Origin of the sequence: Nostoc spongiaeforme FACHB-130 (genome assembly GCF_014698475.1) — a bacterium.
Lineage (GTDB): Bacteria > Cyanobacteriota > Cyanobacteriia > Cyanobacteriales > Nostocaceae > Nostoc_B > Nostoc_B spongiaeforme.
Map to the genome: position 1 here is coordinate 120208 of NZ_JACJTB010000010.1, position 23748 is coordinate 143955.

The following is a 23748-nucleotide window of genomic DNA, read 5'->3' on the forward strand; positions in this document are numbered from 1 at the left end:
GTTTGAGTGCTTGTAGTTTGGATGGAAGTTTTATTCAAAATTTTGAACTACAAATACACTCAAGGACTAAAGAACAACAAGTTTTTACATTAGAAATTTTCCCCAAATATTGATTCCCATAAACCAAGTCCTGACAAAAATCAGGAAAAGTATGACTTGTCTATGGATATTAGGTATAGATATAAGGAGTATTTTATGCTGCGATCGCTCAAACAAAAGTTGGCATTAGTTATCTTATTAGCGTTTTCCTTGATCCTATGGCCTCATCATGCTTTTGCTTTGGTTCCCACAGAAAGCCAATTCACCACCGCCGTTGGTGCTTGTGAAGCTGTAATCTCCATTAAAAAAGGCACAAACCCTGGCAATGTTAGATTGCAACCAGGGCAGACTTATCAAATAGTTGGTCAAAATAAAGATAACCCGACTCACTACCTGCTAGAAATTGCCAGTGCCAGTCCTTCTCGGCGTTGGGTTCCTATTAGTTGCGTTAATGCTGAGGGTGTGCCTTCCGACACAACTGGAAACATACCGCCTGTAATTCCTGTAGCTGTAGGTAATGACTATTTACTTGCAGTAAGTTGGCAACCAGCTTTTTGTGAGAGTAAACCCGAAAAAACTGAGTGTCAAACTTTAGCAAAAAACCCAGACCGTCCGGAAGCTACCAACTTCGCGTTACATGGTTTATGGCCTCAGCCAGAATCTAATATTTATTGCGGAGTCAGCAAAAGTGACATCGGTTTTGATAAAGCAAAAACTTGGTCAAAATTGCCTCCTGTAGAATCAGAACTGTCGCCTGAGACTTGGGCAAGGCTACAAGTAGTCATGCCAGGAACAGCTTCCAATTTGCACCGACATGAATGGATTAAGCATGGTACTTGCTATCAGGGTACACCAGAGGAATATTTTTCTGAGTCCATTGCTTTAATTGATACTTTGAATAAATCGCCCATTCAAGCATTAGTAGCTAGTAGTATTGGTCGCCAAGTTACCCTCAAAGATATTGATCAGGCCTTGTCGTCTTTTGGTGTGAATGCTGGTGACAAGATAGAAGTCAAATGCACCAATGCAGTATTAGGTGAACTTTGGGTTAACCTCAGAGGCGATATTACCTCTAACACTTTAATTAGTGACTTGTTAACCAATAGCCCAAAAGCCAAACTTGAGAAGTTCAAGTCTTGCTTAATTGACGATGCGCGTAATTAATTAAAGTTGTTGGGTTAAGTATAAAAGATAAGGGCGATCGCAGCCAAATTTAGTAGGTGCGATCGCCTCATTATTTTAGTCTTAATTCAACTGACTATTACAGCGCCGTGATGTAACTCCATTGGGTAATGTTGTTTTGCATAAAATCACTGAATTACTGTTTTGTAAATCCTGATTAATTGCTGCTTTGGCAAGATTAGCATTACTAAGATTACTACTTCTGAAACTAGCCATTTTCAAATTCGAGGCTTCAAGATTAGCTCCTTGCAAATTAGCTCCGCCTAAAGAGGCTATGCTGAGGTTTGCCCCTGTTAAATCGGCTCCTTGTAAATTTGCATTGCGTAAGTCTGCCCACTCTAAATTGGCATACCGTAGATTAGTATGACTGAGGTTTGTTCTTTGCAAATCTGCCGAACGCAAATCAACTTTTTCTAAATTAGCACCTGAGAAATTTAACCCTGATAGGTCACAGCTAGGACATTTTCTGGTTGATTGCAGCTTTTTAACTGGACTTTGCCAAATTAAATTATTATCTTGGCTCACCAATGAAGTGATTATCAAACAACTGATAACACCTATAAATCTCAACATAATAATCATATTCTCCAATCCAAAGAACTTATAAAAATAGCTATAATAATTTATTTAGATTGGTAATCTAAGCAATTAAAAGCCTTTTTTATTAAAACCATTGAAGGATTAACCACACATTTAATGTAAGGGTTTGCGTCAAAGAAACGACAATGATAACAAGGACATTTCCGAATTTGATTTACTGATATTTTTTTAATTCTCTTTTGTATAATGAGACAAAGCTCTAAAATGACAAATACCAAAAAAGCCAAAACTGCAACCAAAAAAGCAGATGCTAAACATACTATTAAAAAAGACATACTTTTATCTACATATTATTATTTTTTTAGTTTCACATTATATTATTAAAGAATAGAAATTTAATTAAAATCACGAGAGTAATTACTAATGTAATGTGGTCGAGCTTCTAGCAAGCAGTTACTGAGAGAATAGTAAACAGAATGGATTTTTTTGAGAGTAACTTTGAGTGCTGGAACCATCATTGGATTAAGTGCGATCGCTAGAATATAATCTCCAGCATAAATTTCTGGATTAGATTGTAGTGGAATGATTTGACCTGCTCTTAAAATACCAAGAAAAGCACATTGCTCAGGTAAAGTAACCTTGGCTAAATGAATCCCACAGTAAATACTATTTGATTGAATGGAAACACCAAATAAGCTAGGTTCGATAAAACTTTGATTTTCAAGCATAAAGTATTTTTAATTCTAGATATTATTCTGCATTTTTTTAAACCAAAAATCTAGATATAAGGATATATATTCCTGAAAATTAAACGTTATGAATAAAATAAACAGATGTTTAGTTATAACTAAACATCTGTTTATTTTATGATGAACTTGATGTAAGTATTTAAAATACAAAAGTCAGAAGCGATCGCAGTTGATGAATTATGGCTCTAGACAGTGAGAATATCTGTCTAGTAAAACCTTAATTCACTCTCATTCTGGATTCTGACTTCTGACTTCTGAACTCTTAATTTAAATATGCAATTTTGAGCAATAAAGTATTTAGGTAATTCCTGCCAATATCAACCTAAATATTTATTTGAACTCTACACCAACACCCAATTCTTGCTTGCTGTATTGTAATTGTTGCCAAAGCTTACTAATCTGTTCGTATGCTTCTTCCAAAGATAGTTTTCCACCTGTTTCTAATCCAGCTATATAACCCACTTTTTGAGCAAATTCTTGTAGGTTGCTATGAAAAACTAAATTTTCTGGTTTGACTTTTCCGTAGTAGCGAGTGCAAGGATAAAGAAAATTATTTTTCTCTTGCTGATGATATTCCGGCATATATTTAGACTAAAACTTCACTAAATCTCGAACCATTTCTTGATTTCAGCTTATTGTTTTTTACACGAACTTGCGGTAGGTTCTTTTTATCTTTATACAAGTAACAGATTTCTACTAAAGTTGGCCAAATTTCTAAAGAAGCATGAAATTGACTAATTACATCATCAACAATACGGGAGACATTTTGTTGAAAAAAATCTGGCTCAAACCCATAAAAAACTCTTGATAAGTTATTAGCAAATAATTGTAGAGACTGTTTTCTTTCTTCATTTTGAGTAGACTGTGATTCTTTGATGATTTGATGATAAATAGCAGAAATTTTTTCGAGAATTTCTTCAGAATCTAGTAGAGTTACTTCACCAGAATAGTCAAATTTGATACTTAAATCATCAAGATGATACAAGCTATCTTTAATTTTCTTTTTGAGCAGGCTGCATATTTCTTCATTAAATATTTCACTGGCGAGTGGATTTCGCATGTAGTTATTGCGAATATGGTTCTGAACAGCATCAACGTGAGCCGCAACAATACCTTCTTGCTGTATCCATAGCCGATATATATAGTCTTCAAACCTTAATCGGGTTGGGAAAAATGGCGGTAAACCTAGCTGATTATCATATCCAGCTACGCCGCAATCCATCCGCCAATTTTTATTAGTAATCACCGGTCTAAAATTAGTCAGAATATAAAAATCATTCAAATCATTAGGACTAATTTGGTTTTCATCATTGAGATACAGATGGACAAAATCAAGTGTATCAATATCATTAGTCCCGGTGCGGAATGTCTGGGCGATTTTGACAACAGCATTATTAAAAACTGTTCCCTTTTGGACTAAAAGAGAGTTTTCAGTAAAGTAACCTTTTGTTGTGTTGGTTTCTAAATCCATTGCTGTATCAATCAAATAGTCTCCCATCTCAAAGTTTTCGGGGACATGACTGACTTTTTTTCCGAGAACATCACCAAACGCGGTGAGGATGTCAAAAGATTTATGGATATAGCCATCTTTCTGCTCTGCTTTGATCAGTTTACCTCGACATATTTCATCATTTGATAAAGACTCTGGGCTAGTTTCAATGAGTGCATCTGGGCGCATATCATCATCGGCGCTAACCATTAAATGTCCCAGGGTATACATAAGTGTAAAGTTACGATTTCCACCATAACTAGGTCGAAATAAATTTTTGACAAGCGACTCTAGTTTTTTATCCCGTAGTCTCTCATTTAAGAAATTAATAAATTGTTCTTTTTCGTGGGGGCCGACATAAAACACATCATTGACAGTTTTTGTTTGTTCAATAAGTGGATAGTATTTCTCGTAATTGGCAATACTGGAATCATCAAAAATGATCATTTTGACTGCGTGACCATTAGCCCAGAAATTCTCATCATACTTTTCAACAGTTTGGGCTACATCTCTGAGGCGGTGAGTAGGAATAACGAAGACTGTTTCTTTCTGTCTCATAAATATTTTTGATTGACTAAATAGAGGTGCGATCGCAACATAAAATCAACTGCAAACAGTAACTTATACTAATTTGCTCAAAGTAGCATTCATTTTATTAGCAATCTCTTGATTTCTTACCCGTCTAATCCCACCCCGTTCTCGTTGCAAAAGTTTTGTTTCTGGGGTATCTGGAATTAAATTAATATCTGCTAATCGGGAAAAGTATTGATGTTTTATACCTATCATTAACCAGGCATAACTTGATATTACTACCATCCATACAATAAAGCTCAAGCAGATTATTAACTTCATTTTTTCGGTTGTGAACAGAAAAATTTTCGCACAAAAAATCATAACTAACTTGCAGATTTCAACGCATCCAAAGCTAAGTTCAATTTCAAAACATTAACTCCTGGCTCACCAAAAACACCCAAGAAGCGACCATCGGTATTTTGAGCTATCAAAGTTTCTAACTGTTGGGGTTGGAGTCCTCGCGCTTTGGCGACACGGTTAACTTGTGCTTTGGCGGCTTCCGGGGTAATGTGGGGGTCGAGACTAGAACCAGAGGCGTAAACTAAATCAGCTGTAGGTTGGATACCTGCGGCTTTTAATCGATTTAAATCACCTTCAACACGTTTGCTGGGGTCAGGGTCATCTTTACCTTTGATCCGTTCAATCAATGCTGAATTGCTTGGTGCTAAATTACTCGCACCCGAAACCCCAGTTTTTAAAACTCCAGCGTCATCTTTTTTCGGGTCAGCAGTGCTGTAACTGGTGGTACTAGGACGACTATTAAAGTATCGTTCGGAAGTGAAAGGTTGACCAATTAAACTAGAGCCAATCACTTGACCTTGGCTATTTTTAATCAGACTACCGTTGACTTGAAATGGCAAGATAATCTGTCCAATACTAATCATCACAAAGGGATAGATAAGAGCGCCAATTACCCACAATACTAAAGTAGAACGAATGGCTCTGTTAACTTCGCGTGCAAAACTCATTAGAATTTCTCCGGAACAAACATAACAAAGAATAAATAAGTAGAAAGGCTCAAAGTTACTAGTCCTAATAGACCTAATGACCAAGCCTGAAAATGAGAAAAACTTTCTCCGGTGGCAGCATAAACGACAGGTGCAACCACGATGTTTAAACACATTCCCAAAAACAGATATAAAGGCAGTTTTGGAATGTGGTAATCAGCAGTAAAATCAATTATTTCTGCCAAAATTTGAGGTAAAAGAAAAGTTTTCATAACATTGATAATTCGTGAAAAATTAAGACAAAGGTAAGAGAACATCAATTAATTTGATGGCAATAAAAGGGGCAACAATTCCGCCCAAACCATAAATGAAAATGTTGCGTCTTAATAATTGATCTGCTGTTAGGGGACGGAATTTGACTCCTGTCAGTGCTAAAGGAATCAGTGCGGGAATAATCAGAGCGTTGTAAATTAGGGCTGAGATAATTGCTGATTGGGCGCTTTTCAGTCCCATAATGTTGAGTGCGCCAATTCCCGCCGCCGCAAAGATAGTGGGAATAATAGCGAAATACTTAGCAATATCGTTAGCAATAGAAAAAGTAGTTAACGCCCCACGGGTAATTAATAGTTGTTTACCAATAGTGACCAAATCAATTAATTTGGTGGGGTCAGAATCTAAATCCACCATGTTAGCGGCTTCTTTAGCAGCTTGTGTCCCAGAGTTCATTGCTAAACCCACATTGGCTTGGGCTAATGCAGGTGCATCATTAGTACCATCTCCGGTCATTGCTACCAATTTACCTTGAGATTGTTCGGCGCGAATTACACCAATTTTGTCTTCTGGTGTGGCTTCAGCGATAAAATCATCAACACCTGCTTCTTGAGCAATCACACCAGCCGTAATGCGGTTATCACCTGTGAGCATAATTGTCTTGACACCCATCCGCCGGAGTTGGTCGAATCTTTCACGCAAACCGGGTTTGACAATATCTTTGAGATAGATAACCCCAAAAATTTGGTCATCTTGACAAACTGCTAAGGGTGTACCGCCTAACCGCGAAACTCGCTCATAGGCTGCATCAACATCACTAGCAATATGGCCTCCACGAGAGCGAACAAAGCTTTTAATTGCATCCACCGCCCCTTTACGGACTTGTTTACTGTTGGGGAGGTTTGTCCCACTCATCCGGGTTTTGGCAGAAAATTCTACACCTTCTGCTTGGTTGATATCGAAATCTACACCAACGTGATAAGTATCTGCCAGTTTGACAATCGACCTACCTTCTGGTGTTTCATCAAATACACTGGCAGCACGGGCAACTCTGGCGACATCTTCAATGGTGTAACTGTTAACAGGGATAAACTCATCCGCCATCCGGTTGCCCAAGGTGATTGTGCCTGTTTTATCTAGTACTAGGGTATTGATATCACCACAGGCTTCAACGGCGCGTCCAGAGGTGGCAATCACGTTAAATTGTGCTACTCTATCCATCCCCGCAATTCCGATCGCACTGAGTAATCCACCGATAGTTGTTGGTATTAAAGCAACCAGCAAGGAAATCAAAATCGCCACACTCGCACCCGCCCGTAAGCTATTGCCAGCTTCTGTGCCAAATATTGTACTGATAAAGTTAGCAATAAAGTTAACAAAGGGCGGCATGGTTGCCACGACAATTAAAAACACTTGGGTTAACACTGCTAACAATACTGTTAAGGCAATTTCGTTGGGTGTTTTGGTGCGTTCTGCGCCTTCTACCAATGAAATCATCCGGTCAATAAAACCCTTACCAGGATCAGCCGTAATCCGAATTGTTAATTCATCAGAAAGTAAGCGCGTACCGCCTGTAACTGAACTGGCAATATCTGTACCTGGTTGTTTGAGTACTGGGGCTGATTCTCCCGTAATTGCTGACTCATCCACAGAACCAATCCCTTGAATCACTTCCCCATCGGCGGGAATCATGTTATTAGCTACGACTTTGACTAAATCGCCGCGTCGCAGTTCTGTAGAATTAACTGTTTGAATTGAACCATCAGGAAGAATTTTACTCGCAACGGTATCAGAACGGGTGGAGCGCAAGGAATCAGCCTGGGCTTTACCGCGTCCTTCGGCTACGGCTTCGGCAAAGTTGGCAAAGACAACGGTGAAGAACAGAATAAGTGTAATTAAACCGTTTAATAAGCGTTGTTGATTAACATCTGCTTGAATTGTGCCGAATAAATTGGGGTCGAGGGTAACGAGGAAGGTAACAATTGTTCCTACCCAGACGATAAACATGACTGGGTTACGAACAGCTATTTTGGGGTGGAGTTTGACAAATGACTCTTTAATTGCTCTTTGGTAGAGTCCCCGCATATCTGATTTAGGGGTATGTTTGCGCGAGTCACGGGTTCCTTGAGGTAGACGAGGTGTTGTGTTGGTTTTCATAGAGAGAGATGTTTCACGCAGAGACGCAAAGACGCAAAGAAAAGCTCGCAAATAGTGGTCTAGTGATTAAGAGAAAACAATTTTCAATCCAAAATCCAAAATCGTCTTAGCCGATACCTTTGGCTATCCAGAAGGCCTCACCGATGGGGCCGAAGGCGAGGACGGGAAAGAATGTGAGTGCGCCGAGAATTAAAATTACGCCTGCGGTTACGCCTGTAAACAGTCCGGTGTCGGTGCGTAATGTGCCAACTGTGAAGGGGACTTGGGGTTTGCGAGACATACTATCGGCGAGTAGGAGTAAGCCGATGATGGGGATATAGCGTCCGGCGAGGAGGCTGAAGCAAGTACTGAGGTTCCACCAGAGGGCGGTTGCTGTGGTTTTTGCGCCTGCTGCAATGGCGATGGGTGATGGTTGGGAGTCGCCTAAGCCTTCAAAGCCTGAGCCGTTGTTAGCCGCAGCCGAAGCATATTCATAAAGGACTTGGGCAAAGCCATGAAAGCCAGGGTTGCTGATTCCTGCTAGTTGGTCGGGGAAGGCTAACGCTATACCGGCAGGAATCATAATGGAGATGGGGTGAACTAGGAGAATCAAGAAACTCGCTAGTACTACCTCGCGCTTTTCGATTTTGCGTCCGAGAAATTCTGGTGTGCGTCCTACCATTAAGCCTGTGACGAATACTGCCAAAATTAGGTAGGCAAATAAATAAGCTGTACCTGTACCTTGTCCACCCCAAATTATTTGTAAAAACATATTGGAGAGGGTGACAAAACCACCGTTGGGCATAAAGGAGTCGTGTAAACTGTTGACTGCACCGCACATGGTTCCGGTGGTACTGACGGCAAATAAGGCTGACTGCGCCCAGCCGAAGCGGACTTCTTTACCTTCTAAGTTGGGTTGGGTACTACCTAAGAGTGCGTTGACTGCGGGGTTGCCGTTATATTCACCAATGGCTGTGATGATAATAAATACGATGTAAATTACGCCCACCATCCCGTAAACTAACCAGGCTTGTTTGGTGTTATTGGCAAATAAGCCGTAGGTATAAATCAAGGATGTGGGAATTGATAACATCGCCACAATTTGAATCAAGTTAGAAAATCCGTTGGGATTTTCAAAGGGGTGGGCTGAGTTGATGGCAAAAAAGCCGCCGCCGTTTTCTCCGAGTTGTTTGATGATTTCAAAATGGGCAACGGGGCCGAGAGCGATCGCCTGACTAATATTAGAATCTTCTAAAGTCGGGAATATAACTGGCCCTGCCAAGGTTTCGGGAACACCAGCCGCCATCAACGCAATTCCGCCAACAATACAAATAGGTAATAAAACTCGCGTAATTGAGCGAATCAAATCTACATAAAAGTTACCTAATGGTCTACCTGTTAACCCACGGATAAAAGTAATTCCCACTGCTAAACCCGTGGCGGCTGAGGTGAACATGTGATAACCAAGTCCCCACATTTGACTGGCGTAACTCAAATATGTTTCACCAGAATAATGTTGTTGGTTGGTGTTAGTAATAAAGGAAATTGTTGTGTGTAGGGCTGTATCCCAAGTTGGTGCCGGGATTTTTGTTGGGTTAAAGGGTAGCCATCCTTGATTCATGAGAATGAAGAATATCAGCAAACCCATGACGATATTGCTGTAGAGAATGGCTCTGGCGTATTGCCAGCCTGTCATTTCTGCTTTAGTCTGAACGCCAACTAAAGAGTAAAGTATGCGTTCAATTGGGTTTAAAATTGGGTCGAGAAATGTGCTGCGTTCTTGGTAAACACGCGCCATATATCGCCCAAAAAATGGAGTTATGGCTACTACAATCAGTAGCGTTAGTCCAATTTGAATCCATCCTTGGAGCATAAATATTAATTATTTAGACAATTTGTAATTAATTGAATTAATTTAGATCATCGATTTTTTATGAGGGAAAAACAAGGGATGGAGGATATAAATTTATATTTATACAGCGTTTATTTTTTCTATATCTAGCGTTTAGTTTGTTCCTAAACGCTGCCAATTTTATGATAAACGAACTGCATTAGACACGAAGTGGCTTCCCGAAAGGTAGGTGCAGAGAGTGCAGAGAAGATAAGCTATTGTAATGAGGTATTAATCAAGAATATATATTGTAGTACTTACGCAAAATTAAGAAAAAACGAACCGCAAAGGACGCAAAGGACACGAAGTTATAAGAGTTTTAGAGAGTTATTGCGTTAGTACTATATTGAATATATCCATGCTCACAGTTGAGGATACAGGAACAAGGAATTAACCGCCGATAGCAGAGGATGAACGCCGATGAACGCAGATAAATTTGTAGCTCAAAAGAATAGTCAACGCTATGAATTAGGCAGATTTATTATTATATTGTGTCTATTTGTTGGTGTGATGGTGATGGAGTTTAAAACACCAACAGAATATGTTTTTGGATATCTTTATACAGGCGCAATTTTATTAACAAACTATTGGTTTGGCGGCAGGGCAACTTTTTTCGCAACTGTGTTGGCGGTGTGTTTGACGCTGTTGAATTTGGTTGTACCGGGAAATGAATTAGTGAAAGTCTCGACGGTAGCTAGTCGCTTAATTGCGGTGATGGCTTTAATTGTGACTGGTATTTTAAGCGATCGCCTGCGTCGTTCTCAAGAGGCGATCGCAGTAACTCGCGCTAAGTTAGAATCCCAAGAGGAATTGGTCAAGCTACGAGAAGATTTTGCCTCTACGCTGACTCATGATTTAAAAACACCGTTGTTAGGGGCGATTGAAACTATCAAGGCTTTTCAACAAGAAAAATTTGGCCCAGTTGTACCAATGCAACAACAAGTCTTATCGACAATGGCACGCAGTCATCAGACTTCCTTACAATTGGTAGAAACGCTTTTAGATGTTTATCGCAACGATACCGAAGGTTTAAAACTGGACTTAGCACCAGTTGATTTAACTATTTTGGCAGAAGAGGCGATCGGTGATTTGATGGAATTAGCTGCAAATCGTCGTGTTCATCTGTCGGTCAGTTATGGCGATTCTAATTGGCGACAATCATTATGGGTGTATGGTGATGCGTTACAACTGCATCGCGTGTTTAATAATCTGTTAGTCAACGCGATTAATCATTCCCGCCGTGGTGGAAAGGTGGAAGTTTTTTTAGAACCCCAAACTTCTTATCAAGTTGTGAAAATTTTAGATACAGGTGCGGGTATTCAACCAGAACAGTTTTCTCACTTATTTGAAAGATTTTATCAAGGTCATAGCCGCCAAGCCAAAGGTTCAGGTTTGGGGCTTTATTTATCTCGGCAAATTATTGAAGCCCACGGAGGTATAATCTGGGCAGAGAACAAAGTGCCGACTGGTGCTGTGTTTGCTTTTAAACTACCTGTTTATCCATTTCCATCTCCGCCATCTGCGTGAAATGTCTTCTACCTCAATCAAAATTCTACTAGTTGAAGATGATGAACTTTTTCGCTTAGGTTTGCAAGTACGGTTGCAGCAAGAACCTGGGTTAGAAATTATTGCTGAGACTGAAGATGGTGAAACAGCTATTGAGTTAGTCAAAGAACATCCTCTAGATATTGTGTTGTTAGATGTTGGTTTACCGGGAATTGGTGGAATTGAAACTTGTAGACAAATTAAGCAGCAAAATCCTGCACTGCCAATTTTAATTCTCACTTCCCACTCGCAAAAGCCATTAATTTTCAAGTTAATTGAAGCAGGCGCTCAAGGTTATTGTATGAAAGGCATTGCTGCGGAAAAATTAGTCTTAGCATTGCGTTCTGTAGCAGCTGGTGCTTCTTGGTGGGATGAAACTGCAACCAAAGAAATTCGTTCTTCTTTTTTGGCTGAATCATCACCCCACACCGACAATATCTTAAAGCCTACCAATCCCCTAACTGGGCGCGAACAAGAAATCTTATCGCTGTTAGCAGCAGGTAAAACCAATCAAGAAATTGCAGCTGCACTATATATTGCACCGGGAACAGTGCGAGTGCATATTCATGCCATTTTACAAAAATTAGAGGCGAGCGATCGCACTCAAGCTGTGATGATGGCTTTACAAAAAGGATTAATCAAAAGCGACATCATTGTAAATGATTAGCAAAATCCACACCTGCAAGTATTTGGATACACTCAAAGTTCTTTTAGTTGGCTTTCAAGAAGCTGGAATTTCTACTTCTGTCCGCACACCAAACCAAACTTAATTAACCCATTTTCATAACCGCGACTCATTAACCCTAGTGCTAAGGCTCCTTGAATAGTATTCCAGCCAGAACGCAACAACCCAAAAATTGCACTAGGTGTAATTGCGGAATCAATTACGACATTCCAAAATGGTGCAACAGCAACTGACCAATCAGCAGTGCGGATATTTTTTAATGGTAGTTGATGAGCGATCGCTTCATACTCTGGTAACGAAATCACATAAGGCAAACAATACACGCGGTAAATATCTTGCAAATGCTTTTGTTCATCTGCTGTTAATGGTGCATCATCTGTGGGTCGATGACACCAAGTCGCCATAATTAAAGTCCCGCCCGGTTTTAATACCCGATAACATTCTTGCAAAAACTGGGTTTTATCAGGCATGTGTTCACCACTTTCCAGTGACCAAACCAAGTCAAAGCTATCATCTGCAAAAGGCATTGCTTGAGCATTAGCTACTAAAAACTTACTTCTTAGATGTAACAACATTTCCTGAGCGCGTTCTGTCGCTCTGGCGGCTTGCACAGGACTTAAAGTAATACCAGTAGTCCGAGCATGAAACTTTTCTGCCAAGTATAAAGAACTACCGCCAATACCACAACCCACATCTAAAATGTTAGTTGCTGTTTTAACATCTGCCCAATTCAGCAATTCTTCAATTAAATCAATTTGCGCTTGACGGCGGTCTTTTGGTTGCGTTCCATCTACACCGTAGAAACCGTGGTGCATGTGTTCGCCCCAAACTTCTTCCCATAAACCAGAAGAAGCATCGTAAAACTGCTGAATTTGCTGATATAGTGTTGTACTCATAAAACAAATAATGTTAAGACAAGACAGAGTTTAAATAAACATACTGGTAGGCTACCATGTGTGTTTTTAATTAAATCAGGATGTTTTTCTTTTCCAGGAAGAATCTATGGTGTAGACCCTACCTGGAATAATTTAGAGGCTCTACTTTAATATGACTGTTTCGCGGACAATTTGCTTGGGATTTTTGGCTGTCATAGCTGTCGGGACGATGTTGTTGATGCTGCCGATTTCAACTAGCGACGGTAGTTGGAATAATTTAGTTGTGGCATTATTCACCTCAACATCTGCCGTTTGTGTGACGGGCTTATCAGTGGTTGACCCTGGGACTTATTTTTCTTTTTGGGGTCAGTTGTTTATTGCCTTGTTAGTTCAAATTGGTGGTTTGGGATATATGACAACCACTACCTTTTTGATTTTGCTGATTGGGCATAAATTTGATCTGCGGCAAAAAATGGCGATTCAACAAGCATTAGACAGACCAGGGATGCACGGTAGCGCCCAAGTAATTCGCTCAATTATTGCTACGACTTTAATTTTTGAAATTACTGGAATATTTTTACTTTTGCCTGTTTTTGTACCGCAATATGGTTGGTCACAAGGGCTATGGTTAGCGATTTTTCATAGTGTGAATTCTTGGAATAATGCAGGATTTAGTTTATTTAAAGATAATTTGATTGGTTATCAAACATCTGTGTTAGTAGTTTTCACAGTCACGACATTGATTATCTTTGGGGGTATTGGTTATCAAGTTATTTTAGAGATGTATCTTTGGTTGCGCGATCGCATCCTCAAACAAAAGACAATTTTAGTACTTTCTTTAGACTTTAAAGTTGCCACCAGCACAACTTTAATTCTGTTAATTCTCGGCACGATTGCCTTTTTTTGTATTGAAATCAGGAACCCCGCAACCTTTGGTAACTTAGACTTAGGCGGTCAGTTTTTAGTAGCTTGGTTTCAATCAGTCACCCCTAGAACTGCCGGATTCAACACTATAGATATTAGTAAAATGACCACTGCTGGTCTATTCATTACCATTGCCTTCATGTTTATTGGTGCTAGTCCTGGTGGTACAGGCGGGGGGATAAAAACCACAACTTTACGAGTTTTGACAAGTTGTACAAAAGCAATTTTGCAAGGCAAGGAAGAAGTTTTATTGTATGACCGCAAAATAGCGATATCTTTAATATTGAAAGCAGTGGGTGTATTAGTTGGTTCTGTAGCTACGGTAATTTTGTCAACGATTTTAATATCTTTAACAGATCCAAAGTTAGACTTTATTCAAATTTTATTTGAAGTAGTATCCGCCTTTGCTACCGTTGGTCTTTCTACAGGGATAACAGGTACAGTCTCAACCGCCGCTAAACTAATATTAATTATTACCATGTACATTGGTAGAGTTGGGGTTTTATTATTAATGTCCGCGATTTTAGGCGACCCCCGCCCGACTAGAATTCACTATCCTGAAGAAAACCTATTGGTGGGATAGCTGATTGAAAGGAAAAAGATTTCATATAAAAATTCTACTGGATTTGTAAAAATTGAAAGGCTCAGATCCCCGACTTCTTCAAGAAGTCGGGGATTTATTTATGGATAACGAAAACTAACTGTTGGGATAACCGTACTGAGTATCAATACCATTAACTTAAACTGATAAAATATGAAACACTAGGCAAAAAATAAAAATTGTTACTTTAAGTGAGATTTCAGAATTTTTTGTCCTAAATACAGGGAGCGTTAATAAGGAAAGCAACTGTGAACCTTGCATCACTAGGTTTTTTTCGCAGCCTACGTAAAGATAATCAGCAATTTGCGGTCATTGGGCTAGGTCGGTTTGGTCGGTCTGTATGTTCAACCCTGCATAAGTTTGGTTATCAAGTTTTAGCAACAGATGTTGATGAAAAAAGAGTGTGTGAAGCGTTGACAGAAGAAATCGTTGGTCATGCTTTGCAATTAGATTCTACAGAACCAGCCGCACTGAAAGAAGCAGGGATTTTTGAATTTGATACAGTGATTGTAGCGATCGGTAATTACGTTCAAGAAAGTATTATTACTACTCTCAATGTCAAAGAAGGTGGTGTACCTCACGTTGTGGCGAAAGCTTCTAGTGAAGTTCACCGCAAGTTATTGCACAGAGTCGGTGCAGACCATGTTGTTTTCCCTGAGTATGAAGCCGGCTGTGCTTTAGCACGTACTCTCACCAAACCATCTATCTTAGATAGATTTGACCTCGACCCAGACCATAGTATTGTTGAGATGATTGTGCCTGATGAATTTCATGGCAAAACCATTACTGAAATTCAACTGCGTAATCGTTATGGTTTAAATTTGCTGGCTGTCAGTCAAGATGGTAAATTTGCCATCAACCCAGACCCCCACAAGCGCCTAGAACGTGGTTCAGCAATGGTGGTAATTGGCTGTAATAAAGATATTAATCGCTTACCAATTTAATGCTCTGATTGAGGAACATAGGAATTACACTTAAGTATATGGTGTAAAAACCCTGAAAAAAGAATTTTGTTTTTGATCGCAGTTATGGATTTAATAGTTAAAGATTTAGCAGCAATAGATGATAGACTTTCTCAGCGTCATATTGACCTTGACCCGGCTGGCTATTTCATCATCTATTTGGATAGAGGAGAGGGATTAATCCACGCCAAGCATTTTACCAATGTAATTGATGAGCATGGTTTAGCGGTAGATCCCGAAACAGGAAAAGTGATTCCGGCGCGGGGTAAGGTGGAAAGAACCCACAGCACGGTTTATAGTGGCAGAACTGCCAAGGAACTCAGTGTGAAAATTTTTGAACAAACTCACCCTTGTCCAGTGTCGCAGTTAGACCATGCAGCTTATTTAGGACGAGAATTTGTCCGTGCTGAGGTGGCTTTAGTGACAGGACAAGAGTATGTTCAAGACTAGAAAAAGTATGAAGTATGAAATTTTTACACCTCATACTTCACACTACCCTGCGGGAACGCCAAGGGCGAACAGACTTTAGAGTTAGCCGTTAGATGGTGGCTGTGGCTGATTTACTTGATATATGTAGTAAGTCGCCATCGGAATGACGGTTGCTGCAATTAACAGACCTATCACCCAAGCAGTTGCACTACCTTGGTCGGTATCTTCTGCTTTGGTAAAGGTGCCTTCTACCGTTTCTTTATCGACAATTTGTGGTGGGCCGGGATCGGGTTCACCAGAGAGAACTTTCACTAAGCGATCGCTCGCATCCAAAAATGCCTGATTATATTTATCACCGTTGCGTAATGGTGCAGCTAAGGTTTCTGTAGCAACACTTTCAGCAATAGCATCAGTCAGCAAAGACTTGACTTGATCCCCGGTAATAATTGCAGTGTTGTTAGTAACAGTATCCAGCACTAACAAAGTTTGGTTTGCTTGCGCCTCTTTGGTGGGAAACCATTTTTCAAACAGCCCTTTAGTAAAGCTTTCTGGTGTTTCACCATAATCTAAACGGCGAATAGTGACAAATCGCACTTCATTGCCAGTTTTCTTGGCTAAATCTCCAAAGGCTCCACTAATTTTACCTTCGTTGATGCGACTTAGCACTTCACCTTGATCTACAACCCAGTCACCACCGGGGGTTAAATTCGGAATTTGATACACACCAGTGGCTAACGCCGGGGTAGCCAAAAGTGATGCACCAAGAATAATTGCCAGTATTGGTGTTAGCAGCCAAATGATGTATGTTTTAATGCCAAATACTGTTCTGAGGAGCTGTTTCATTTGATTGATCCTAAGACAGACTAGCACCAAAAATACTACACAATCAATGACAAAATCACCCTGTTCAGGAATTTATCTATAGCAAAGTGCTGGGTGCTGAGTAGAAACCCAGTATTATAATGTGTTTCAAATATAAATATAGTCCTAACATCTGCTTAGACTGCTCATATAAAAAATTGGCAATAAAAAATTAGTAATTTTTATGCTGTGATGCGGAATCTAAATGTTTAAGGCGGACTTTGCCAATTATTCCAGAACTTTATGATATAACCAAAATTCTGTCTTAGCTGCTACCTACAGACACTAAATATCTGGCAAAAATACTGTTTTTTAGAGAAACAGGGTGATTTTTGTGGATTTCTGATGCAGCAATGAAGACAGAATTATAGAAAGTAGCAATTTGAATAAATACAAAAGTATGCCGCAGAAATCAGCCGCTTTGAAGTTTGTGATTTTACTGGGTTTTGTTAGCCTTTGTGCTGATGCCACTTATGAAGGCGCACGCAGTATTACAGGGGCTTATTTGCAAGTGTTAGGTGCAAGCGGCACTGTGGTAGGCCTAGTAGCGGGTTTTGGTGAATTGATTGGGTATGGTTTGCGCCTAGCCATTGGCTATCTCAGCGACCAGACGCGCAAATATTGGGGGATTACAACTTTAGGATTTATTTTGAATACTGCTGTTGTCCCTCTATTGGCTTTTGCTGGGAGATGGGAAGTAGCCGCAGGTTTGATGATGGCAGAACGCACAGGTAAAGCCGTGCGGACTCCTCCGCGAGATGCACTCCTGTCTCATGGTGTGAGTCAAATTGGCAGAGGTTTTGGCTTTGGTTTGCATGAAGCGATGGATCAAACCGGGGCTGTGATGGGGCCTTTAGCAGTAGCAGCAATGGTATATTTCCAAGGAGAGTACCGCAACGGCTTCACGATTTTGATTGTACCTGCGGTGTTGGGATTGATTGTGTTATTGGTTTTGCAATTTTTGTATCCCAATCCCAGCAACTTGGAAATTGAAGATGAAACGAGTCAAGAAGACGGCATCCCGCGAGTTTTTTGGATTTATCTGGGTGCGGTGGCGATTATTGCGGCTGGTTATGCAGATTTTCCGTTAATCGCTTTTCATTTCCAAAAAGGAGATATTGCTTCTGGGCAAACAATCCCGTTATTTTATGCCTTGGCAATGGGAGTTGATGCCATAGCTGCGCTGATATTTGGCTATTTATTTGACCGCGTAGGTATTTCGATTTTGATGGTTGCAGCTTTTGTTTCATCGTTGTTTGCGCCTTTGGTATTTTTAGGCAATACCCAGATGGCGTTGTTAGGCATAGCATTTTGGGGTATTGGGATGGGAGCGCAAGAGTCAATTTTAAAAGCTGCGATCGCAGGACTCGTCCCCAAACACAAACGCGCCACAGCTTATGGTATCTTCAGTACAGGCTATGGTTTTGCTTGGTTTTTAGGCAGTACTTTAATGGGTGTTTTGTACGATCGCTCCATCACCTTATTAGTCATCTTTTCGACTGCAACTCAAATACTCGCAATTCCCTTCTTTGCTTGGGTACAATTGCAAGCGAATAAATCCCAGCCAGAGTTAACAGATAAACCTGTTTAAATCAAAGAATCTGGGTCTACACCCAGGTTTCTCAATCGTTCTGCTAATATTTGAGCGCAACGTTTATGCAAAACTACTTTTAATACCAGCATCAGTACAAGCTTTGAAAAAGTTTTTCGTATATTTCAGACATAAGTCTGTTTTAGTGATTGATGTATAGAGAAGTTCTGGAAGATTATAGATTAGGTTATTGGTAAGGTGGATAGAACTCAGTGCCAGTCTTATGAGCCGTGGAAACTTGGCATTTTTCCAAAAGGACAATGTGATCTACAGTCCCTAGTAGATGAATACAGTGGATTGAAAATAAATTTGATTTTTCATGATTCAAATCAGACAATTACAGTTAAATTTGAATCAACAAAAGTTTATCGCGTTATAGATGAGGGATACAGACTAAAACAACTTCAACATCTTCCTTTACCAATGGAAGAAACAATGTATGTAGTATCAAACTCAGATATGGTGGAAGAGTTAGTAGATGAAGCTTGTGGTATGGTCAACAGGTCAAATGTTGTTCACTATTTCATTGTCACAGACAATGATTGCATTGATGTTATTGTAGCGAGCGATGTCGCACCACAGCTAGAATACAAATAAAGAACATTGTGGTGTGAATTTCACTATTTTAATGCGTATTTGATATTACAGCATTTTTCATCTCAATGAGGTAGATTCCTCTAGTCTCTAGTCCCTAGCCTCTATCAATTTGTACTGCATTAAACGGAAAAGCGTTATGCTGTAAACACAACGCTTTAGTTTTTGCTTTAAGCTTGCGACTTATTAATACGTTTTCGTAGTTCAGCCTCAAATTCTTCATCTGTAGTGCAAAGCACACCAGGGCGTTCATTCAATCTGTCCATATATTTGTGAAACGCTTCTGTGTCATGAGGATGAGTTCTAATGTAACTCAGCAAATCCTTATCAGACATTTCATCGAAATTCATTTTGCTCATTTAATAAATACCTCTCCATTGGGAAAGATTTCTACTTCAATTGTGTCCCCAATTAAAACAAAAATTCGTTTGGTACGTTCGTCCAATCTAACTATATTGATTGGCTGCATTAAATTACTGGCTGTTACGCATCTGCGATATAAAGCTCGTAACTGTTCTGGTGTTGGTTCCATATCCTCCTTTTTTACATTATGTGTATTTTTTTAATAGGTCATTAATTTGAGCTTCCTTGAATTCTCCCCACAAACCAACCCACAACACCCAAACCCAACAACAACGGTGTTAACCAATCTCCCCAACGCACGTATAAAGTCTGCGTTTGACGGCGATATATAGTCTCTGCGTGAGTTTCATAGGTGTTATAGCCAGATATCCACAAGGTTCTACCGTGGGGGTCGACAAAAGCTGAATAGCCTGTATTTGTTGCCCGTGCTGACCATCTATCAGTTTCAATTGCTCTCATGATATCCTGAGCATGATGCTGGAATGGCATGGCTGCACTGTAATGGGCATCGTTAGAAGAACTGAGGATAAATTGTCCACCCGCCGCAGCTTGACGGCGAAATATTTCAGGAAATGCAGATTCGTAGCAAATACCAACTATCGCCCTGCCAAAAGGGGTATCAAATATCTGGTTGGCTGCACCATGAACTTGGTGTTCATCTAGAGGTGACAAGCGACTAATTAATTTACCCAAAATTTCTTCAAAGGGTATAAATTCGCCCAAGGGTACTAATTTCGATTTATCGTAGCGGCTGGTGGTTTCACCTTTGCTATTGACGGTAAATAAACTGTTTGTATAACTGCGTCCTTTTTCCCCAAATGCACCAACCCAAATTACTACGCCTTTTTTTTGGACTGCGGAAATTAAGGGCGTATCTCCAAAATTGCGTTCAAAGATAGGTAACGCGCCTTCTGGTGTGAGGACTGCATTTACACCTTGTGCGGCGAGATTTACATAGCCGTTGGTATAGCCTGTAATGGCGCGGCGATAACCTTCAGGTTTGACTTTAATTTTGTTGGGGATGTTACCTTGAATGATGCCAATTTTTAAGGCGGCTTCTGATGGTTGGGCGATGGGTTGGCTGTATAGGTAAAAGCCTATTAGGTGTAGGGTGATAAATAATGCTGTGGCTGAGGTTAAATATTTATTTACGAACCGCCGAGGCGCGGAGGATAGTAGGTAGGCTTCGGCGATTAGACCGTTGATTGAAGCGATCGCAGCTGTTACAGTATTAGGGCCAGAGATTTGACCGAGGTGTAAAATTATCAAGTTATGTGGTGATTGGGTGTAAGCTAGAGAACTCCACCACAGGGAACCGGAACTCCACAAACTTTCTAAGCCGCACCACAAGGCTGTACCAATTAAAACACGCAACCAAGGTTTTGACTGATTCAGGCGTGCCATCACCGCACCCCAAATAGTTACAAATAGCCCTCCCCACAGGCTAATAAATCCCCAGCAAAACACGGTGATAGCTAAACTCGGCCACCAAGATACACCCAACCAATCCATCGGGTGTATCCCGGTAATCCAAAATAAGGCGACGCTGTGATAACCGATACCCCAAAGTAAAGGTAAAAGGTAAAAGTGAGCCAGCGCGGTCTTGGGGGTTTCCCCCATGAGCGACTGGCGAACTCCGAAGGAGGTAAAAGGTAAAAAAAAGGATTTTTGCTGTTTAACTTCTAAATAAGAGTTACTTTTTTGAACAACTATTACCCAAAGTGGGGCTAAGGCTATCCAAGCCAAAAACCACGCGCCTACAGGCGCAACGGTTAGCCCCATCAAAACGCCACTAATCAGAGAAAGCAAAAGGTAAAAGGCAAAAGTTAAAAATGAATGATCGCCTTTTCCTTTTTCCTTTTTACTTTTTACTTTTGCGTTCATTCCGCTTCTTCTGTATCACCCGTATCAGGCGGTACGATCGCAACTCCGGTAATGGCATCATCTTCATCCAAGCGTTGCACTCTCACACCTGTTGCCGATCGCGATTGGATAGAAATCGCATTGGTAGCCTGCCGGATAATAATACCGCGATTTGTGACCATCATGATTTCGTCGTCGTTGTTGACGATTTGCAAGGTGGCTAATTTGTCTTTGGTTTTGCGGTTTTTGAATTTAGTCGCCATTAAACCTTGACCTGCGCGGTTTTGCAAGCGGAATTGTCCGACAGGAACACGTTTCCCATAGCCGCCCATTGTAATAACTAGCACCCAAGGGCCGATACTACCGTTAGCTGGTACTTCTGCGGTTTCTTCGAGAATTTCGACTTCTTCGGTTTCGATATCTTCGATTTCCGAATCTTCTGTTCCCGTGTCGAGTGTGTCTAAAATAGCGGCGGGAATAATATCCATCCCCACAAGTTCATCGCCAGTTTTGAGTTTCATCGATTTTACCCCGCGTGTCGCCCTACCAAGAGGACGCAGTTGTTCGTGGGTACATCTAAAGTGAATAGCCATTCCCAGACGCGAACCAATGATGATGCTATCTTCAACTCTGGCGCGACGTACCCACCGCAGTTGATCCCCTTCTTCTAAGGAAATAGCAATTAAACCATTGGCGCGAATATTGCTAAAGGCGGCTAATGCGGTTTTCTTGATGTTGCCACCTTTAGTTAGCATGACTAAATATTCGTCATCGCTGAATTCGTCAACGGGGACAATGGAGGTGATTTTCTCTTCTTTGGGAATGGGTAACATCTGGACGATGGGTGTACCGCGACTGGTACGGGAACCCACAGGAATTTGATAGGCTTTGAGGCAGTAGACTACGCCGCGATCGCTAAAGAATAAAACACTGTCGTGGTCGCAGCAAGTTAAGAAATGCTCTACTGTATCATCATCTTTGACTTTGGCGGCGGCTTTCCCTCTGGTGGCGCGGCTTTGCGCTTCAAAGGTATTCACCGGCATCCGTTTGATATATCCTTGTTCTGTTAACAGAATAATTGCCTTTTCGTTAGCAATTAAGTCACGTTCATCAATTTCGCCTTCAGCGTGGGTAATGATTGTGCGTCGGGGTGTGGCGAAGTTGGTTTTAATTTGGGAAATTTCGGTTTCAATGATTTCTAAGATTCTTTCCCGCCGCGCCAAGATATCTTGTAAATCAGAAATTTGTCTTTGTAAATCTTCGTGTTCTAGGCGAATTTTATCGGCTTCTAGGGCTGTTAATCGCCGTAACTGCATTTGTAAAATTGCGTCAGCTTGAACTTCCGAAAGTCCGTAGGTTGTAATTAATTCACCTTTGGCTGTCGGTGCATCCGGCGCATGACGAATTAAGTTAATAATCGCATCTAAATGGGATAAGGCAATCAATAACCCTTGCAAAATATGGTCGCGTTCTTCGGCTTTTCGCAGTTCGTATTGGGTGCGTCTGGTGATGGCTTCGATGCGGAAATCGAGGAATACTTCTAAAAACTGCTTGAGGGTGAGAATTTGCGGTTCCCCGTTCACCAACGCCAACATATTTGCCCCAAAGTTGGCTTGCAGTGGGGTTTGTTTGTAAAGGTTGTTCAAAACCACGCGGGGATAAGCATCGCGTTTGAGTTCGATGACAATCCGCATCCCGTCGCGATCGCTTTCGTCACGGATATCTGCAATGCCTTCGATGCGCTTTTCATTCACCAATTCGGCAATTTTCTCAATTAATGCCGCTTTATTGGTTTGATAAGGCAGTTCAGTAACAATAATTGCTTCCCGTTCGGGACGACCACGCTGTTCAATGGTTTCAATATTGGCAACACCGCGCATGGTAATCGAACCGCGCCCAGTTGTATAAGCTTCTTTAATTGCCGACGTGCCGAGAATCTGCGCCCCTGTTGGAAAATCTGGGCCGTGGATATATTGCATCAACTGGAGGTCGGTGATTTCGGGATTGTGAATCAACGCCACCAAACCGTCAATCAGTTCGCCTAAGTTGTGGGGCGGAATATTCGTCGCCATCCCCACAGCAATTCCCGATGAACCATTGAGTAGCAGTTGGGGAATGCGGGATGGTAAAACGGTGGGTTCTTGTTGGGAACCGTCGAAGTTATCCGCAAAGTCTACGGTTTCCGATTCAATGTCTTGTAGTAAAGCGGCACTAGTTAAAGCTTGCAAGCGACATTCTGTGTATCGCATTGCGGCTGGGGGATCGTTATCTACCGAACCAAAGTTACCATGTCCGTTGATTAAGGGCGATCGCATGGAAAAATCCTGCGCCATCCGTACCAAGGCATCATATACTGCTGTGTCGCCGTGGGGGTGATATTTACCCAACACTTCCCCAACCACACGGGCGCATTTTCTAAATGGGCGATCGTGCAGTAAACCTAACTCGTGCATAGCGTAGAGAATACGGCGATGCACAGGTTTCAGACCATCCCTGGCATCTGGTAGCGCCCGACCTACTATCACACTCATGGCGTATTCCAGATAAGACCGGGACATTTCGTTCCGCAGATCCGTTGGGATAATCCTCTCCTGTGAGGTTGTCATAACCGAAAAAACTCCAAAAATCGTAGAATTTAG

Annotated in this window: 23 protein-coding genes; 8 read left to right on the forward strand and 15 right to left on the reverse strand. The window is 41.0% G+C overall.

What is annotated here, in order from left to right; genetic code table 11:
• The first annotated feature begins 162 nt into the window (after window positions 1-162).
• Entirely contained in the window at window positions 163-1203 is a 1041-nt protein-coding gene (locus H6G74_RS10765; protein WP_190967661.1) for a ribonuclease T2 family protein, read from the forward strand.
• 81 nt (window positions 1204-1284) lie between these two features.
• Here the strand turns inward: H6G74_RS10765 and H6G74_RS10770 are convergent, their stop codons facing one another.
• From H6G74_RS10770 to kdpA, 9 genes are all read right to left on the reverse strand, one after another.
• Window positions 1285-1794: a pentapeptide repeat-containing protein gene (locus tag H6G74_RS10770; RefSeq protein WP_190967662.1), complete on the reverse strand. Its 510-nt coding sequence runs from the start codon at window positions 1792-1794 to the stop codon at window positions 1285-1287.
• A 362-nt stretch (window positions 1795-2156) separates the two neighbouring features.
• Window positions 2157-2489 (reverse strand): TrkA C-terminal domain-containing protein, encoded by a 333-nt coding sequence (locus tag H6G74_RS10775; protein ID WP_190967663.1) that lies wholly within the window; start codon window positions 2487-2489, stop codon window positions 2157-2159.
• Between the two features lie 351 nt (window positions 2490-2840).
• On the reverse strand, window positions 2841-3092 hold the full coding sequence (locus tag H6G74_RS10780; protein ID WP_190967664.1) for a DUF7219 family protein: 252 nt from the start codon (window positions 3090-3092) through the stop codon (window positions 2841-2843).
• Window positions 3093-3096: 4 nt separating this feature from the next.
• Window positions 3097-4557 carry a hypothetical protein gene (locus H6G74_RS10785; RefSeq protein ID WP_190967665.1) on the reverse strand — a complete coding sequence of 487 codons (1461 nt, stop codon included), beginning with the start codon at window positions 4555-4557 and terminating at the stop codon, window positions 3097-3099.
• A gap of 63 nt (window positions 4558-4620) precedes the next feature.
• Window positions 4621-4785 (reverse strand): hypothetical protein, encoded by a 165-nt coding sequence (locus tag H6G74_RS10790; RefSeq protein WP_206756984.1) that lies wholly within the window; start codon window positions 4783-4785, stop codon window positions 4621-4623.
• A 110-nt stretch (window positions 4786-4895) separates the two neighbouring features.
• Complete coding sequence (kdpC, locus tag H6G74_RS10795; RefSeq protein ID WP_190967667.1) at window positions 4896-5540, reverse strand: K(+)-transporting ATPase subunit C; 645 nt, start codon at window positions 5538-5540, stop codon at window positions 4896-4898.
• Complete coding sequence (locus tag H6G74_RS10800; RefSeq protein ID WP_190967668.1) at window positions 5540-5791, reverse strand: potassium-transporting ATPase subunit F; 252 nt, start codon at window positions 5789-5791, stop codon at window positions 5540-5542. Before H6G74_RS10800 ends, kdpC begins: the two co-directional genes overlap by 1 nt.
• 22 nt (window positions 5792-5813) lie before the next feature.
• Complete coding sequence (kdpB, locus tag H6G74_RS10805; protein ID WP_190967669.1) at window positions 5814-7946, reverse strand: potassium-transporting ATPase subunit KdpB; 2133 nt, start codon at window positions 7944-7946, stop codon at window positions 5814-5816.
• 106 nt (window positions 7947-8052) lie between these two features.
• On the reverse strand, window positions 8053-9798 hold the full coding sequence (gene kdpA / locus H6G74_RS10810) for a potassium-transporting ATPase subunit KdpA (protein WP_190967670.1): 1746 nt from the start codon (window positions 9796-9798) through the stop codon (window positions 8053-8055).
• A 438-nt stretch (window positions 9799-10236) separates the two neighbouring features.
• On the opposite strand from kdpA, the gene H6G74_RS10815 reads away from it, so the two are divergent.
• Together H6G74_RS10815 and H6G74_RS10820 are read left to right on the forward strand one after the other, a co-directional pair.
• Window positions 10237-11343 (forward strand): sensor histidine kinase, encoded by a 1107-nt coding sequence (locus H6G74_RS10815; RefSeq protein ID WP_190967671.1) that lies wholly within the window; start codon window positions 10237-10239, stop codon window positions 11341-11343.
• Window position 11344: 1 nt separating this feature from the next.
• A complete protein-coding gene (locus tag H6G74_RS10820) occupies window positions 11345-12028 on the forward strand; it encodes a response regulator transcription factor (protein ID WP_190967672.1) in 684 nt (227 codons plus the stop codon).
• A gap of 71 nt (window positions 12029-12099) precedes the next feature.
• Here the strand turns inward: H6G74_RS10820 and H6G74_RS10825 are convergent, their stop codons facing one another.
• Window positions 12100-12942, reverse strand: a complete 843-nt coding sequence (locus H6G74_RS10825) for a methyltransferase domain-containing protein (protein WP_190967673.1) — start codon at window positions 12940-12942, stop codon at window positions 12100-12102.
• A gap of 151 nt (window positions 12943-13093) precedes the next feature.
• On the opposite strand from H6G74_RS10825, the gene H6G74_RS10830 reads away from it, so the two are divergent.
• The 3 genes from H6G74_RS10830 to H6G74_RS10840 all read left to right on the forward strand — a co-directional run bounded on the left by H6G74_RS10830 (window position 13094) and on the right by H6G74_RS10840 (window position 15858).
• The gene (locus H6G74_RS10830; protein ID WP_190967674.1) at window positions 13094-14428 is read left to right on the forward strand and encodes a TrkH family potassium uptake protein; all 1335 of its coding nucleotides are present in this window, start codon (window positions 13094-13096) and stop codon (window positions 14426-14428) included.
• A gap of 266 nt (window positions 14429-14694) precedes the next feature.
• Window positions 14695-15390, forward strand: coding sequence for a potassium channel family protein (locus H6G74_RS10835; RefSeq protein ID WP_190967675.1), 696 nt, complete (start codon window positions 14695-14697; stop codon window positions 15388-15390).
• An 84-nt stretch (window positions 15391-15474) separates the two neighbouring features.
• Window positions 15475-15858 (forward strand): DUF4346 domain-containing protein, encoded by a 384-nt coding sequence (locus tag H6G74_RS10840; RefSeq protein WP_062295903.1) that lies wholly within the window; start codon window positions 15475-15477, stop codon window positions 15856-15858.
• Window positions 15859-15939: 81 nt separating this feature from the next.
• Here the strand turns inward: H6G74_RS10840 and psb32 are convergent, their stop codons facing one another.
• Entirely contained in the window at window positions 15940-16680 is a 741-nt protein-coding gene (gene psb32, locus H6G74_RS10845) for a photosystem II repair protein Psb32 (protein WP_190967676.1), read from the reverse strand.
• A gap of 418 nt (window positions 16681-17098) precedes the next feature.
• Between psb32 and H6G74_RS10850 the strand changes: the two genes are divergently transcribed.
• Window positions 17099-18289, forward strand: a complete 1191-nt coding sequence (locus H6G74_RS10850) for an MFS transporter (RefSeq protein WP_190967677.1) — start codon at window positions 17099-17101, stop codon at window positions 18287-18289.
• Window positions 18290-18487: 198 nt separating this feature from the next.
• On the forward strand, window positions 18488-18886 hold the full coding sequence (locus tag H6G74_RS10855) for a hypothetical protein (protein ID WP_190967678.1): 399 nt from the start codon (window positions 18488-18490) through the stop codon (window positions 18884-18886).
• A gap of 167 nt (window positions 18887-19053) precedes the next feature.
• Here the strand turns inward: H6G74_RS10855 and H6G74_RS10860 are convergent, their stop codons facing one another.
• From H6G74_RS10860 to gyrA, 4 genes are read right to left on the reverse strand one after another with little or no spacing between them, the layout of a single operon-like run.
• Window positions 19054-19242, reverse strand: a complete 189-nt coding sequence (locus tag H6G74_RS10860; RefSeq protein ID WP_190967679.1) for a DUF6887 family protein — start codon at window positions 19240-19242, stop codon at window positions 19054-19056.
• Entirely contained in the window at window positions 19239-19415 is a 177-nt protein-coding gene (locus tag H6G74_RS10865) for a DUF6888 family protein (RefSeq protein ID WP_190967680.1), read from the reverse strand. The genes H6G74_RS10860 and H6G74_RS10865 overlap by 4 nt, the downstream gene beginning before the upstream one ends.
• A gap of 41 nt (window positions 19416-19456) precedes the next feature.
• Window positions 19457-21130: an apolipoprotein N-acyltransferase gene (gene lnt / locus H6G74_RS10870; protein WP_190967681.1), complete on the reverse strand. Its 1674-nt coding sequence runs from the start codon at window positions 21128-21130 to the stop codon at window positions 19457-19459.
• Entirely contained in the window at window positions 21127-23715 is a 2589-nt protein-coding gene (gyrA, locus tag H6G74_RS10875; protein WP_190967682.1) for a DNA gyrase subunit A, read from the reverse strand. The genes lnt and gyrA overlap by 4 nt, the downstream gene beginning before the upstream one ends.
• Window positions 23716-23748 lie beyond the last annotated feature (33 nt).